The sequence below is a fragment of the Agrobacterium sp. 5Ca39 genome, from assembly GCF_055382365.1.
On the sequence record NZ_AP026436.1, the window covers coordinates 431513 to 444637 of the forward strand.

General features: G+C 60.0%; 12 protein-coding genes and 1 pseudogene. 6 read left to right on the forward strand and 7 right to left on the reverse strand.

Features of this window, described 5'->3' with window-relative positions:
• Positions 1-82 precede the first annotated feature (82 nt).
• The 4 genes from ACZ47E_RS02070 to thrC form a co-directional block, all read right to left on the reverse strand.
• Positions 83-2998 carry a sensor domain-containing phosphodiesterase gene (locus ACZ47E_RS02070; RefSeq protein ID WP_004440393.1) on the reverse strand — a complete coding sequence of 972 codons (2916 nt, stop codon included), beginning with the start codon at positions 2996-2998 and terminating at the stop codon, positions 83-85.
• Positions 2995-3594 (reverse strand): GNAT family N-acetyltransferase, encoded by a 600-nt coding sequence (locus ACZ47E_RS02075; protein ID WP_004440394.1) that lies wholly within the window; start codon positions 3592-3594, stop codon positions 2995-2997. Before ACZ47E_RS02075 ends, ACZ47E_RS02070 begins: the two co-directional genes overlap by 4 nt.
• Before the next feature lie 93 nt (positions 3595-3687).
• Positions 3688-4986, reverse strand: a complete 1299-nt coding sequence (locus tag ACZ47E_RS02080; protein ID WP_037090775.1) for a M16 family metallopeptidase — start codon at positions 4984-4986, stop codon at positions 3688-3690.
• 21 nt (positions 4987-5007) lie between these two features.
• Positions 5008-6405 carry a threonine synthase gene (thrC, locus tag ACZ47E_RS02085; protein ID WP_278067270.1) on the reverse strand — a complete coding sequence of 466 codons (1398 nt, stop codon included), beginning with the start codon at positions 6403-6405 and terminating at the stop codon, positions 5008-5010.
• A gap of 264 nt (positions 6406-6669) precedes the next feature.
• On the opposite strand from thrC, the gene ACZ47E_RS02090 reads away from it, so the two are divergent.
• A complete protein-coding gene (locus ACZ47E_RS02090; protein ID WP_044458783.1) occupies positions 6670-7209 on the forward strand; it encodes a hypothetical protein in 540 nt (179 codons plus the stop codon).
• A 250-nt stretch (positions 7210-7459) separates the two neighbouring features.
• On the opposite strand, the pseudogene ACZ47E_RS02095 reads toward ACZ47E_RS02090, so the two are convergent.
• Positions 7460-7654, reverse strand: a pseudogene (locus tag ACZ47E_RS02095) (BrnA antitoxin family protein); the annotation flags it as partial.
• 10 nt (positions 7655-7664) lie between these two features.
• A complete protein-coding gene (locus ACZ47E_RS02100; RefSeq protein ID WP_003520496.1) occupies positions 7665-8354 on the reverse strand; it encodes an HAD family hydrolase in 690 nt (229 codons plus the stop codon).
• A 214-nt stretch (positions 8355-8568) separates the two neighbouring features.
• Here ACZ47E_RS02100 and ACZ47E_RS02105 point away from each other — a divergent pair, with 214 nt between their 5' ends.
• Both ACZ47E_RS02105 and ACZ47E_RS02110 read left to right on the forward strand, forming a co-directional pair.
• Complete coding sequence (locus ACZ47E_RS02105) at positions 8569-9249, forward strand: GntR family transcriptional regulator (protein ID WP_004440402.1); 681 nt, start codon at positions 8569-8571, stop codon at positions 9247-9249.
• Positions 9250-9289: 40 nt separating this feature from the next.
• On the forward strand, positions 9290-9751 hold the full coding sequence (locus ACZ47E_RS02110; protein ID WP_072494876.1) for a DUF1284 domain-containing protein: 462 nt from the start codon (positions 9290-9292) through the stop codon (positions 9749-9751).
• Here the strand turns inward: ACZ47E_RS02110 and ACZ47E_RS02115 are convergent.
• Entirely contained in the window at positions 9711-10811 is a 1101-nt protein-coding gene (locus ACZ47E_RS02115) for a hypothetical protein (RefSeq protein ID WP_278067271.1), read from the reverse strand. The genes ACZ47E_RS02110 and ACZ47E_RS02115 overlap by 41 nt on opposite strands.
• A 236-nt stretch (positions 10812-11047) precedes the next feature.
• On the opposite strand from ACZ47E_RS02115, the gene ACZ47E_RS02120 reads away from it, so the two are divergent.
• From ACZ47E_RS02120 to ACZ47E_RS02130, 3 genes are all read left to right on the forward strand, one after another.
• Positions 11048-12193 (forward strand): site-specific DNA-methyltransferase, encoded by a 1146-nt coding sequence (locus ACZ47E_RS02120; RefSeq protein ID WP_004440405.1) that lies wholly within the window; start codon positions 11048-11050, stop codon positions 12191-12193.
• 373 nt (positions 12194-12566) lie between these two features.
• Positions 12567-12818 (forward strand): type II toxin-antitoxin system ParD family antitoxin, encoded by a 252-nt coding sequence (locus ACZ47E_RS02125; RefSeq protein ID WP_022555750.1) that lies wholly within the window; start codon positions 12567-12569, stop codon positions 12816-12818.
• Positions 12819-12820: 2 nt separating this feature from the next.
• Positions 12821-13111, forward strand: a complete 291-nt coding sequence (locus ACZ47E_RS02130) for a type II toxin-antitoxin system RelE/ParE family toxin (protein ID WP_004440407.1) — start codon at positions 12821-12823, stop codon at positions 13109-13111.
• Positions 13112-13125 lie beyond the last annotated feature (14 nt).

The window sequence follows — 13125 nt, forward strand, 5'->3', positions numbered from 1 at the left end:
TCCTTGGCTTGAAAGGACTTTTCCCGCCGTGCCGACGCGCGTCGGCTGACGGGGGTAGATACCTCGCGTTTCAATACTTCGCTTACGAAGCCCGCTTCGTCGGCTGGAACCGCTCCCGAAGAAGCTTTAGCGCCGCATCGCCGGAAACCGGCGTGCCAAACAGGAAGCTCTGGCCGAAATGGCAGTTCATGCGGGCCAGTTCGGCCGCATCCTCAGGCGTTTCGATGCCTTCCGCCACCACCTGCATGTCGAGCGCCCGCGCCATGGCAATGACGGAGCGCAGAAGCACGTTACGCTTGTCGCTGGTATTGGCCACCAGCGCCTTGTCGAGCTTGATCGTATCGAAGGGGAAACGGGTGAGATAGGCGAGCGATGAATAGCCCGTGCCGAAATCGTCCATGGCGAGGCTAAGGCCGGTTTCCTTGAGCTTGGAAAGCACAAGCCGCGCCTGTTCCGGATTTTCCATGACGACGGATTCCGTCAGTTCCAGCTTCAGCTGCTGCGGGTTGCAGCGCGTGCGGGTGAGCATGCCACGAACGTCGTTATAGAGTTCGTTGTTCAGCAGTTGGGCACTGGAAATATTGACGGAGATGAAGATCGGCATCTTGTCGATGGCATGTTGCCAGTCCATCAGGTCGGTCGCCGCCCGTTCCAGCGCGAACATGCCGAGCGGCTCGATCAGGCCGGAGGCTTCGGCAATCGGAATGAACTCGCTTGGCGGGATATTGCCACGCTTCGGGTGCTCCCAACGCATCAGCGCCTCGAAACCGGCAAGCTCCCCATCATCGAGCTTGACGATCGGCTGATAGGCAAGTGACAGCTCCTTGCGCTCGATAGCGCGGCGAAGGTCACTTTCCATCTGCAGCCGGTCGGTGCCCGAGGTGCGGAAGGCGGGACGGAAAGGCTCGACACGATTGCCGCCGGCGCGCTTGGCGCGATACATGGCCAATTCCGCATCGCTGAGCAGACCTGCCGCACTTTCCTGTTGGTCGATCCACGAGACGAGGCCGATAGAAGCGGTGAGAATGATTTCGCGATTGGCGAAATTGATCGGCACCATGATCGCCTTGTTCACCGCGTCGGCGAAATCCGCCACACGCTGCGGATCGCGCTCTGAGGTCAGGATCAGGCCGAATTCGTCGCCGCCGAGACGAGCCAGCGTGTCCTGCGGTTTGAGCAGGCGACGCAGGCGCCGGGTGAGGGCAATCAAAATATTGTCGCCGGCAGCAATGCCGAGCGTGTCATTGACCAGCTTGTAACGGTCGATATCGATCGCCATCACGGTTGGCCGCACGCCCTCGCTGTCCGGCGAGAGGTTGAGGATCGATTGCAGGCGGTCGAGGAAGACCTGCCGGTTCGGAAGCCCGGTCAGATTGTCGTTCATCGCGTCCTGCAGCAGCCGCTCGACCGAATTTCTCTGCTCTGTAATATCGGTTATGGTGCCGACGCAGCGGATGATTTCGCCGTTGGAGCCAAGAACGGGACGCGCACGGATTTGCAGCCAGTGGAAATGGCCATCCTCGGCGCGAATACGGAATTCGTGGTTCAGGCGGCCCTTGCGATGGTCGAGCAGCACGTCGAGTGTGGCCTTGAACCGGTCGCGGTCATCAGGGTGCAGGCGCGGCAGCCAGTTGCGCGCGGCGCCATGCATGGTTCCGGGCTCCAGCCCCAGGCGGTTGGAAATATCTGGTGTGGTGACGATGCGGTCACGCGTCACGTCCCAGTCCCAGACCGTATCGCCGCTGCCCGTGAGCGCCAGCGACTGGCGTTCCAGATCGGAGAACAGCCCCTGCTGATAGGCGCTGCCGGCAAAGGCGTGCTGGATGACCGTAAAGCCGATCAGAAGGACGATCAGTACCAGCCCGCCGCCAAGCGCAGGCTGCACGATGTCGTTGTCCAGCTGTCCCGTCACCGTCAACCAGCTGCCGAACAGCCAGACGAGGATCAAGGCCCAGGATGGGACGAGCAGGATCGCCCGGTCGTATTTGTTGAAACCGAGATAGATGATGAGCGCGATGCCCGCCGTCGCCGTCAGCGCGAAGGAAACACGCGCTATACCCGATGCAACCGAGGGATCGTAGATCGCCACGCCAAACAGCAGTGCCAGCCCCACCACCCAGGCAAAGGTCGCATAACCCAGATGTGCGTGCCACCGGTTCAGGTTGAGATAGGTGAAGAGAAAGACGACGAAGCTGGAGGCGAGCGCCACTTCCGCGCCCGCCCTCCATATTCGCTGATCGCTTGAGGTGACGGTGATGAGCTTTTCGAGGAAGCCGAAATCAACGCATATATAGGCAAGCACGGCCCAGGCGAGGGCGGCAGACGCGGGCAGGACCGAGGTTCCCTTGACCACGAAGAGAATGGTCAGGAGCACGGCAAGCAGGCCGGCAATGCCGAGCACGATGCCGCGATAGAGCGTGAAGGCGTTGATCGTATCCTTGTAGGCTTCCGGTTCCCACAGATAAAGCTGTGGCAGCTGCGGCGTGGAAAGCTCGGCGACGAAGGTGATGACGGAGCCGGGATTGAGCGTGATGCGGAAGACGTCGGCGTCCGGGCTTGGCTGCCTGTCGAGCGCAAAGCCTTCGCTGGGCGTTATCGCCATGATGCGTTGCGAGCCGAGATCCGGCCAGAACAGCTTGGAATTGACGAGACGGAAATGCGGCGCGACGATCACGCGCTCCAGCTGCTCTTCGGAGACATTGGCAAGCGCGAACACGGCCCAGTCGCCCTGGTGATCGTCGGAACTGGCGCGCACCTCGATGCGCCGGCGGATGCCGTCAGGACCCGGCGCGGTGGAAACCTGAAAGGCTTCGCCCTGATTGGCATAGATATCCGTGGTGGCGGTGAGATCGAGCGCCGTGTCGTCACGGGAGATCTTGACCGGCTCGAAGGCGAAGGAATGGGAGGCAAAAAGCAGGAAAAGCAGAAAAAACGGCGCAGCCAGCGCGATTGCCGCCAGACGTTTCGTGAGGCAAGGCGCAGTGTGATTGTAGGTCATGTATCGTACTTCGTTCCGCCGGAGCTTTGCTTGTCGGCAAGAAGGGAAAACATCATATGATCCCGCCATTGGCCATTGATTTTCAGATATTCCCGCAAGAGACCTTCTCGCTGGAACCCGGCATTTTCGAGGAGCCGGATGCTTTTGAAGTTTTCCGGAATACAGGCTGCCTCGATACGGTGCAACTGAAGTCCGTTGAAGATGTAGGGTATTACCAATTTTAATGCGGCAGACATATGGCCTTGGGCGGCATGCCGTTCACCGATCCAGTATCCGATCATGCAGCTCTGCGCCGCCCCGCGGCGGATATAGCCGATGGTGATGCCGCCGACCAGAAGCGTCTCTTTTTCAAACAGCAGGAAGGAAACGGCGGTGCCGGAAGAAAATTCCTGTCCGTTACGCACCACGCGCATGCGGAAGGCGCCCTCCGTCAGTTCGTCCGGCCGCCAGGTCGGTTCCCACGGCTGTAGAAACTGCCGGCTCTCGGATCGCAGTACGTGCCACTGCTTGAAATCGCTGTAGCGCGGCAGTCTGAGAAGGTGATTGGCGCTGCGCAATTCGGGTGTGTCATTATGTCGGGAAAGAAAACGCAGCATTCACGATCCCTGTGAGGCAGATATCGCCATCCGCGAATGGGATGGCGAAAAAGATGAGCGGTCTTCACCTTCAAATCCCGCTCTCATATCGGTTTATCCGTTCGCCTTTATCCTTGCGGGCTGCTGCGCGGACAGCGCGGCCGTGATGTCGGAAAGAGGCGGCAGATGTTCGAGCGGGCCAATTGCAGACAATGTCGGAACTGTATCGAAAAACAGCCGTCCTGCAAGATCGGTCAGGCGCGTGCGGGTGATGTCGCCCAGCCGCTCCATCATCTCTTCATTCGGAATGGGTCGGCCGTAAAGCATCATCTGGCGGGCGATCTGGCCGGCGCGGGCAGCCGGGCTTTCCTGGCCCATCAGCAATTGCGCGCGGATCTGCGCACGGGCCCGGTCGATTTCCTCCTGGTGGATGGTCTGCGAGGACTTGCGCAGCTCTTCCAGAATGACGGGAACCAGTTCAGGCAGGTCGTTGCCGCCGGTGGCCGCATGCACGCCGAAGATGCCGGTATCGGAAAAACCCCAGTGGAACGCATAGACGGAATAACACAGGCCGCGATATTCACGCACTTCCTGGAAAAGGCGGGAAGACATGCCGCCGCCGAGAATATTGGCGAGAATCTGCGAACAATAGAAATCGCGGGCATGATAGGCCTTGCCCTCGAAGCCGAGAAGCACCTGCGCATCCATCAGGTCTCGGGTCTCTCGGATTTCTCCGCCGGTATAGACAGCCTTTTCAAGCACAGGTGTCGCCACGGGCAGCTGCGGCAGCGAGGCGAAACGCTCTTCCACCTGCTTGACGAAGCTCTCGTGATCGACTGCGCCGGCCGCAACGACGAAGATGCGGTCCGTCGTATAATTGCGGGCGAGATAATGCCTGATCTGGCCTGTCGTGAAGGATTGCACGGTGTCGGGCGTGCCCAGGATCGGCCGACCGATCGTCTGGTCGCGATAGGCGACACCGGAGAAATTGTCGAAGATCACGTCGTCGGGCGTATCGGTGGCGGCACCGATCTCCTGCAGGATGACGTTCTTTTCGCGCTCCAACTCGTCTTCATCGAAGAGCGATTCCGTAAGGATGTCGGCAAGGATATCGACCGCGAGCGGAACGTGATCCTTGAGGACGCGGGCGTAGTAGGAGGTTGTTTCCGTCGACGTCGCGGCGTTGACTTCGCCGCCGACATTTTCGATCTCTTCGGCGATCTGACGGGCGGTGCGGCGCGCCGTGCCCTTGAACGCCATATGTTCGAGAAGATGGGCGATGCCATGTTCGGCGGTCGTCTCGTTGCGGGAGCCGGATTTGATCCACACCCCAAGAGCGACGCTTTCGAGATGTGGCATTCTTTCCGTGACAACGGTCAACCCGGACGAAAGCCGGGTCAAATTTACTCTCATACTCAACGTCTTTCCGCGTCTCTATTTGCCGGCGCGTGCATGTTTGCCGATGAAGCTTTCCACGGCTTTGAGCTCCGCATCCAGAATGTCGAAACGCTCCTCCCGGTTCATGATGTCAGCGAGCCATACTGGAAGCGCCGGGTCGATTGCGCAAGCGGATTTTACAGCCGCCGGGAATTTTGCCGGATGGGCGGTCGACAGAACCACCATTGGCGTTGCGGGCTTTTCGTACTTTTCCGCCACGAAAACACCTGTTGCCGTGTGCGGGTCGATCAGGTAGCCGGTCTTTTCAAGCGTGTCGCGAATGGTCGCCGCCACCTGCTTTTCGGTGGCGCGTCCGGCGCGGAAATCCTTCTTGATGAACTTCAGCGCCTTTTCCGGAATTTCAAACGCGCCCGATTGCTTGAGGCCATCCATCGATGACTTTACGGCAGCGGAATCGCGGTCGTAGGCTTCGAACAGCAGTCGCTCGAAGTTGGACGAAATCTGGATATCCATCGAGGGCGAGGTGGTGGGCTTGACGCCGCGCATCTCGTAACGGCCGGTCTTCAGCGTGCGCGCCAGAATGTCGTTGTCATTGGTCGCGATGACCAGCTTGTCGATCGGCAGGCCCATCTTCTTGGCGACGTAACCGGCGAAAATATCGCCGAAATTGCCTGTCGGAACGGTGAAGGACACCTTGCGGTCGGGGCCGCCGAGCGACAGAGACGCGGTGAAATAATAGACCACCTGCGCCATGATGCGCGCCCAGTTGATGGAGTTGACGCCGGAAAGCTTCACGCCGTCGCGGAACTTCACGTCGTTGAACATCTCCTTCACCAGCGTCTGGCAATCGTCGAAATTGCCGTTGATCGCCAGCGCATGCACGTTGGAAGCGGTGGAGGTCGTCATCTGGCGCTGCTGCACCGGAGAGACCTTGCCGTTCGGGAAAAGGATGAAGATATCAGTACGCTCGCGCCCGGCAAAGGCGTCGATCGCCGCCCCGCCCGTATCGCCGGATGTGGCGCCGACAATGGTGGCGCGCTCGCCGCGTTCCGTCAGCGTATAGTCCATCAGACGGGCGAGGAGCTGCATCGCCACATCCTTGAAGGCGAGCGTGGTGCCGTGGAAAAGCTCCAGCACGAAGGTGTTCGGACCGGTCTGCGTCAGCGGCACAACAGCCGGGTGGCGGAAGGTCGAATAGGCGTCGTCGATCATCGCCTTGAACTTGTCGGCCGGAATTTCGCCGCCGGTGAAACGGTAGAGAACCTCGAAGGCGACATCCTGGTAGGACTTGCCGCGCAGGTTGCGGATTTCCTTTTTCGACATGGACGGCCATTTGCGCGGCACGTAAAGCCCGCCGTCGCGGCCAAGGCCTGCCAGAAGCGCGTCGCAAAAACCAAGCGAAGGGGCCGCACCCCTGGTCGATACATATTCCACGAGATAGTCCCTTATCCGTTGCCGATGTGATCGGCGTCTTTTCCGCAGCGTCTCACCGAATTGAGGCGATTGGCGAGGTCATGAAGCGCTTTTTTGAAAATTCAAGCAAAACCGAACATGCCAATCGATTTTTTCCGGCGTCGCTGCTATAGACCATCGCCAACCTGGGTGAAAGGTCAATAAACAGCGTCTCCGGTTCTGTTCCGGGACAATGGAGAGGGAATTAGAAGAGTGTCAGGGAATTTCTTGCGTTTGTCCGCCGCGATGTCGCTTCTCGTCGTTGTTGCAGGATGCAATTCCTCCAACCCGTCGGACTCGCTTGCCGTCAACCCGCCGGCGGCGCAGGCCGCGCCAACGGCTGCCGTGGTTCAGGCCAATTGCCCGGCCGTGACGGTTCTCGACGCCAATGCCGTTCATCGCGTCTATGCCGGCGGCGCCAAGGATGATCCGCAGAAACTCGCCTATCAGGTCTCGCTGTCCGATACGACGCGCTCCTGCACCGCCAATGAATCGACGCTCACCGTCAACGTGCTGGCCCAGGGCCGCCTCGTTCCCGGCCCGATGGCCAAACCCGGCCGCGTCACCGTGCCGATCCGGGTGACGGTGAAGGATGGCGACGGCGAGATTTTCGGTGAAACGACCAATTTCGCCATCGATGTTCCCGCAGGCGGGGCCGGCACGCAGTTCATCTTCAACAACGACCACGTCGCCATTCCCAACGGACCGGGCGGCGCGCCGAGGTCTGTCAGCGTTTATATCGGCTTTGCAGAGCAAGGCGCGAAGGCTAAGACGAAGCGCCGGTGATTTGACGGGCAAAATGTAAAAGCCGGAGGCTGCTCGGCAGGCTTCGGTGCTGATTGCGCGCAAAGGTCCGAATTCCGTCACCCCGGACTTGATCCGGGGTCCAGCGCGATCAAGTCATTGATCGCAAAAGACTCTTCTCACGGCGCAGACGCGCCGTGACTGGATGCCGGATCAAGTCCGGCATGACGGAGGAGAGGTCTACCACTTTCCATGCGTTTTAACCGGAGGGTTTTCCCACAGTCGTCGCCTTCTCCGCTGACGGGCGGCTACGGGAGTTTCGATACTCCTCCACAGCCTCAAAAAAAGCTGGCGGCAAAACGGCCCTGGCGGGACGCGCATTTGCCAGCTCTTCATCTGTCATTTCGGGAAAGTCGACAGCATCCCAATCCGCTTCGGTATAGCCTTGGCCGGGTACGAATTCCTTTTCCGTCTGGGATGCCACCACAGCTACCTCCTTAAAACGCGCCTTCCCACTCCGCCATTGCCGCAATCACGGCCGGCAGGTCCTGCATGCGGGAGATCACCGTTTCGGCACCCGCATCCGTCAGCCGGTCGGCGTGGCTGGGATAGGTGTGGGACGCGCCGGTAAAGCCGATGACGCGCATGCCAGCGGCCCTTGCGCCATGGATGCCGTGCACGGAATCTTCGACCACGACCACGCGATCGGGGGAAACGCCAAATTGCGCTGCGCCGTGCAGGAAGATGTCGGGCTTCGGCTTCACGCGGTCCGCACCTAGGTCCTTGGCGGAATAGATATGCGGCGCGAAATAGGGTTTCAGGCCTACTTTCGTGAGCATCATATCGAGGCGGTGGCTCGAAGAGTTCGAGCAGATGCAGCGGGGCGTCGTCAGGCGGGACAGGGCGAACTTCACGCCCTCGATGATCTTCACGTCGCGTTCCAGCCGCATGTCGAGCAGTTTTTCCGATTTGTCGAGCAGCGAGGCTGAGAGCGGAATGCTGGCTTCGCTTTCCACCTGCAGGAGGATGTTCTTCCAGGTCATGCCGGCGAAACGCTCCCCCATTTCCTCGACCGAGATCGGATAACCGGCTTCGGTCAGAAGGCGGGATTCCACCTGTGCCGCGATGATTTCGGAATCGACCAGAACGCCGTCGCAGTCGAAAATAATAAGGTCGAAGCCGCTCATGGGCGCTCCCTGTATCGGATTTGGCTGGAAGAAAATGATGCCGGGCTTTTAGACCATGTCTGCGCCAAGCTCAACCGGCTCGCCAGCAAAGGACAGTCCCGTCAGGCTCATAGCTTGAAGGCCGCGGGCAAGGGAGCCGCGTGTCATAACAGTCTGCTCTGGCTTGCTGCAAAAACCTCTACACACGGGCGCGCCATATGCGCTATGGGATGTTATGCCCAAGACAGCAAAAAATTCGCCTGAAGATACCATTGCCGCCCGCATCAGCCGCACGCTTGCCGACCGCATCGTTCGCGGTGAGCTGTCGCCGGGCGAAAGGCTGCGGCAGGATCACATCGCCGCCGAATTCGGCGCCTCGCATGTGCCGGTGCGCGAGGCATTCCGCCGGCTGGAAGCGCAGGGACTTGCCGCCAGCATTCCGCGCCGGGGTGTCAGGGTCGCGGATTTCGGTCTCGATGATGTGCGCGAGGTGGCGGAAATGCGTGCCGCTCTTGAGGTTCTGGCTTTGCGCCACGCCATTCCCAACATGACGTCAGCCATTCTCGATCAGGCGGAGGCAGCCACGCTCGAAGGCGACAGCGCCGTTGATGTCGAGCATTGGGAGGAGGCCAATCGCCGCTTCCACCGCCTCATCACCGCGCCCTGCAACATGCCGCGCCTGATGGAAGCGATCGATGGCCTGCATGCGGCAAGCGCTCGTTTCCTGTTCTCCGCCTGGCGGGCCGGCTGGGAGCGCCGCACCGATACCGATCACCGGGCGATCATCGACGCGCTGCGCGGCGGCCGCGCCGAAGAGGCGGTGCGCATCCTTGACGGGCATGTGCAATGGATCGGCCGCAAGGCGATCCGCACCTCGTCCGGCTCGGTGCGCGACGCCTTCGCCATTGTCGGATAGGCCCTTGACCGTCCGCCTCCGGCCCCACCACCTTCTCTGCATGCTCACCTACGTGGGCAAGGGATACACATCCGGCTTCGTCGAAAATTACGACCGTGTCGCCGACCGCCTGAATGCCGGGGAAGAGGATATCGAGCTGGTGGATGGCCCCGACGACATCTGCGAGGGCCTGTTGTGTGAAAGCCATGCCCACTGTTTCAACGAAGGGGTTGTGAAGCGGGATGAGACGGCCCGCGTTTCGGTGTCAGTGCTTTTGGGCGAGACGCTGGCTGCCGGCAAGCGGTTGCAGGCGACGCCGGACTTCCTTGCCAAGATGCGTCTGGCATTTGCAGCGGGAGATATCAGGCAGGCCTGTCGAGGCTGCCAGTGGAACAGGCTGTGCGACCGCATTGCGGCTTCAGGCTTTGCTGGCGTGAAAATCGGCGAACAGCCGGAGCCTCAAGCAGGGCTGCGGCCGAGGCCTACTCCGGCACACGCGTCTCGGTTCTCTCGGCAGCCTTGACCGTCGCCTTGATCTCCTTCGGATCGCGGCCCGACTTCTTGTCGTAACTTACCTTCACCGAATAATCGCCGGGATGAAGCGTTTCCTGATGCTGCGTGCCATAGCGGCCGGAAATCTCCTTCTGCGTGCCCTGAAGGTCCCTGGTCGTTTCGACAATGTCGATCCGTTCCGCGCCGGGGGCGGTAATTGCGAGAACGCCCGCATCGAGATTGATGGTTATTTCCGTGCGTTTTCCGGCGGTCACGGTGAACGGCTGCTCCACTGTCACCTTGCCGAGGCGTGCGCGCATGACGAAATTACCGGCCGGCATTTCCATCATCTTGCCGGTTCCGTAAATGCCGTTGATGGTCTCCCGCGTGCCGTCAAGGGTTTCCTTGGCCGACATCGCTTCGAAGCGGATATCATCCGTTTCCACCGCCCTGCCGCCTTCCGCATACACGGCCTTGGCGATCACCACGCCGCTCGGAATGACAAGTTCGTGGCTGATCTTGTCGCCGGCCTTCACGGTGAGCTTCTCCTGCGCCCGCGCCGGGCCGACGCTGCCGGTGAGAAGCACTTCGCCCGCCGGCACGAAGACGGTATCCTGGCCATAGACGCTGTCTTTGAAATCATCCTTGGTGATTTCAGTTTTCGCCTGTGTCTCCACATCGCCGCCGGGGCTGCGTTTTGGCACGACAGTCAGTTCGGCCGCATCGAAATTTACCTTGGGCCTTGCAACGCTTCCGTCTTTCACCTCGAACGCTATTTCGCGGGTCACATTGCCCAGCGCCGCCACGCCCACATATCTGCCCGCTGGCAGCTTCGCCTCGAAGGTGGCGTCATAGGAACCGCCGGCATTCTCGTCGGTGCGCCCGCCCGTGCTGTCGGCCTTGTAGAAATCCCAGCGCACCCTGTCACTGTTGCCGAGGGAGGGGCCGCCATCAAACAAAACCGCATCGGTGATGACGTTATATTGCGGGTTCGGTTGCTGAGCCTGCGAGGGCGTTGCCAGCGCGACCGCGAAAAGTGCGGCCCAAACGACATTCATGGAAAAAGACGCCATTTTCATCACGGACCCCATTGCGGACTACCCCCTGCCATAATGGCTCTTCCTGCCGCGCGAATATGCGGGCACAGGGGAACCCATTGTGCACAACGTTTTCGCCGGACTTCGGGTTCCCCGCCGGTCTCCGCAAATTGCGCCAGTGCGCCGCGAGAGCCATTTATTTCGCATTTTCCGTGACTTGTTCAGGCTTTGATAACCATCTTCGGTAACCATAAGCCTCAGTAGAGAGTAAGCGTATGGAGCGAGTACCAATGGCAGCAGTTTTTCCGCTGGCCGATTTTCGGCATGCCGGTTTTGATCGTGCAGGTGAGAGTGACGCCTGGAAAGACAGCATCATAAAGGGTGATTGCGTCGCTGCCTTGGATGCCCTCCCGAGCCAGTCGGTGGACGCGATTTTCGCCGATCCGCCGTATAACCTCCAGCTTGGCGGCACGCTGCACCGGCCCGATCAGTCGCTCGTTGATGCCGTCGACGACGAATGGGACCAGTTCGCCTCCTTCGAGGCCTATGATGCCTTCACCCGCGCCTGGCTGCTCGCCTGCCGCCGCGTGCTGAAGCCGAACGGCACCATCTGGGTCATCGGTTCCTATCACAATATCTTCCGCGTCGGCGCCACGCTCCAGAACCTCGATTTCTGGATCCTCAATGATATCGTCTGGCGCAAGACCAACCCCATGCCCAATTTCAAGGGCCGCCGGTTCCAGAACGCCCATGAAACCATGATCTGGGCGAGCCGCGATCCGAAAGCCAAGAACTATACCTTCAACTACGATGCGTTGAAGGCCTCCAATGACGACGTGCAGATGCGCTCCGACTGGCTGTTCCCTATCTGCAGCGGCCATGAGCGGCTGAAGGGTGAGGACGGCAAGAAGGTGCACCCCACCCAGAAGCCGGAAGCGCTGCTTGCCCGCATCATCATGGCTTCCACCAAACCGGGTGATGTCGTGCTCGACCCGTTCTTCGGCTCCGGCACCACGGGTGCGGTGGCAAAACGCCTCGGCCGCCACTTCGTCGGCATCGAGCGCGAGCAGGATTATATCGATGCCGCCGCCGCCCGCATCGCCGCCGTCGAACCGCTTGGCAAGGCGGAACTGACGGTCATGACCGGCAAGAAGGCCGAGCCGCGAGTCGCCTTCAACACCCTGCTGGAAAGCGGCCTCGTCCGTCCCGGCCAGGTGCTGACGGATGCAAAGCGCCGTTATAGCGCCATTATTCGTGCGGATGGTACGCTCGCATCCGCCGGAACCGCCGGCTCCATCCATCGCCTCGGCGCGAAGGTGCAGGGTCTCGACGCATGCAACGGATGGACGTTCTGGCACTTCGAAGACGGCGACGACCTGAAGCCGATCGATGATCTCCGAGCCATCATCCGCAGTGAACTGGCAAAGGCCGAATAGTCCAAGCCGGAAAGGCTTGAAGGCAACGATCCACCGCCCGCCCTTGTCCAGAATACGTCTCCGTCCGGTTTAGTACCTTCAGTCCCGGATGGAGAACGACCAACGCCCGGCACATCGTGTCGGGCGTTGGTATTTTCGAATATAAAATTTTAGATAGACAAGTTTCGCGCAAGAGACGACAACTACTGTCCTAATCAAAGCAGTGGTTGTGAAAATCCGGTCTGGACAACTCACAAAAACATTGCGTCCAATGCCGCTTGCGGCAGGACTGGCGCAGGCCGGAGACCGCCATTTCCGCCTGCGCCAATTTCTTTTCCCGATCTTTTTGACAAACCTTGCCAAAATCTGCACTCTGTCTTCATAGGAGATGAAGATGGTGACCATGAATATTTCGCTGCCCGGCCAGATGAAGGAATGGGTCGAAGCGCAGTCTAAAACGGGCCGTTACTCCAATGCCAGCGACTATGTCCGAGATCTCATCCGAAAGGATCAGGAGCGGAGCGAAAAGATCGCTGCCATGCAGGGTCTGGTGGACGAAGGATTGCAGGCTCCCTCCGGTCATCGTTGTGAAGATGCCTTGTTTGCTGAGGCCGAAGCCCGCTCCATGAAACGTAAAATTGGCTGATCATGGGATTTCGCCTTTCTCTGCCTGCGGAAGAAGACGTCATCCGCATAGCGCAAGAAGGCATCGACCTATTTGGACCTCAGCAAGCGCGAAAGTACCATCGCGAACTTTTCGCAATATTCGACTTGATATCACGGAATCCGAGGATCGCACGCGAGCGTAACGAGTTGTCGCCGTCGGTGCGCATTCATCCGTTCAGAGCACATCTGGTGGTCTATCGCGTTGAGGCGGACGACGACGTCCTCATCGTCCGCGTCCGCCATGGGCACGAGGACTGGGGCAATGAGCCTTAATCCATGCCACGAGG

What these genes read in the sequence shown, in the direction of transcription:
- ACZ47E_RS02070 (WP_004440393.1), bottom strand. Translation starts at nt 2,998, where the DNA reads ATGACCTACAATCACACTGCGCCTTGCCTCACGAAACGTCTGGCGGCA.
- ACZ47E_RS02075 (WP_004440394.1), bottom strand. Translation starts at nt 3,594, where the DNA reads ATGCTGCGTTTTCTTTCCCGACATAATGACACACCCGAATTGCGCAGC.
- ACZ47E_RS02080 (WP_037090775.1), bottom strand. Translation starts at nt 4,986, where the DNA reads ATGAGAGTAAATTTGACCCGGCTTTCGTCCGGGTTGACCGTTGTCACG.
- ACZ47E_RS02090 (WP_044458783.1), top strand. Translation starts at nt 6,670, where the DNA reads ATGTCGCTTCTCGTCGTTGTTGCAGGATGCAATTCCTCCAACCCGTCG.
- ACZ47E_RS02100 (WP_003520496.1), bottom strand. Translation starts at nt 8,354, where the DNA reads ATGAGCGGCTTCGACCTTATTATTTTCGACTGCGACGGCGTTCTGGTC.
- ACZ47E_RS02105 (WP_004440402.1), top strand. Translation starts at nt 8,569, where the DNA reads ATGCCCAAGACAGCAAAAAATTCGCCTGAAGATACCATTGCCGCCCGC.
- ACZ47E_RS02110 (WP_072494876.1), top strand. Translation starts at nt 9,290, where the DNA reads ATGCTCACCTACGTGGGCAAGGGATACACATCCGGCTTCGTCGAAAAT.
- ACZ47E_RS02115 (WP_278067271.1), bottom strand. Translation starts at nt 10,811, where the DNA reads ATGGGGTCCGTGATGAAAATGGCGTCTTTTTCCATGAATGTCGTTTGG.
- ACZ47E_RS02120 (WP_004440405.1), top strand. Translation starts at nt 11,048, where the DNA reads ATGGCAGCAGTTTTTCCGCTGGCCGATTTTCGGCATGCCGGTTTTGAT.
- ACZ47E_RS02125 (WP_022555750.1), top strand. Translation starts at nt 12,567, where the DNA reads ATGGTGACCATGAATATTTCGCTGCCCGGCCAGATGAAGGAATGGGTC.
- ACZ47E_RS02130 (WP_004440407.1), top strand. Translation starts at nt 12,821, where the DNA reads ATGGGATTTCGCCTTTCTCTGCCTGCGGAAGAAGACGTCATCCGCATA.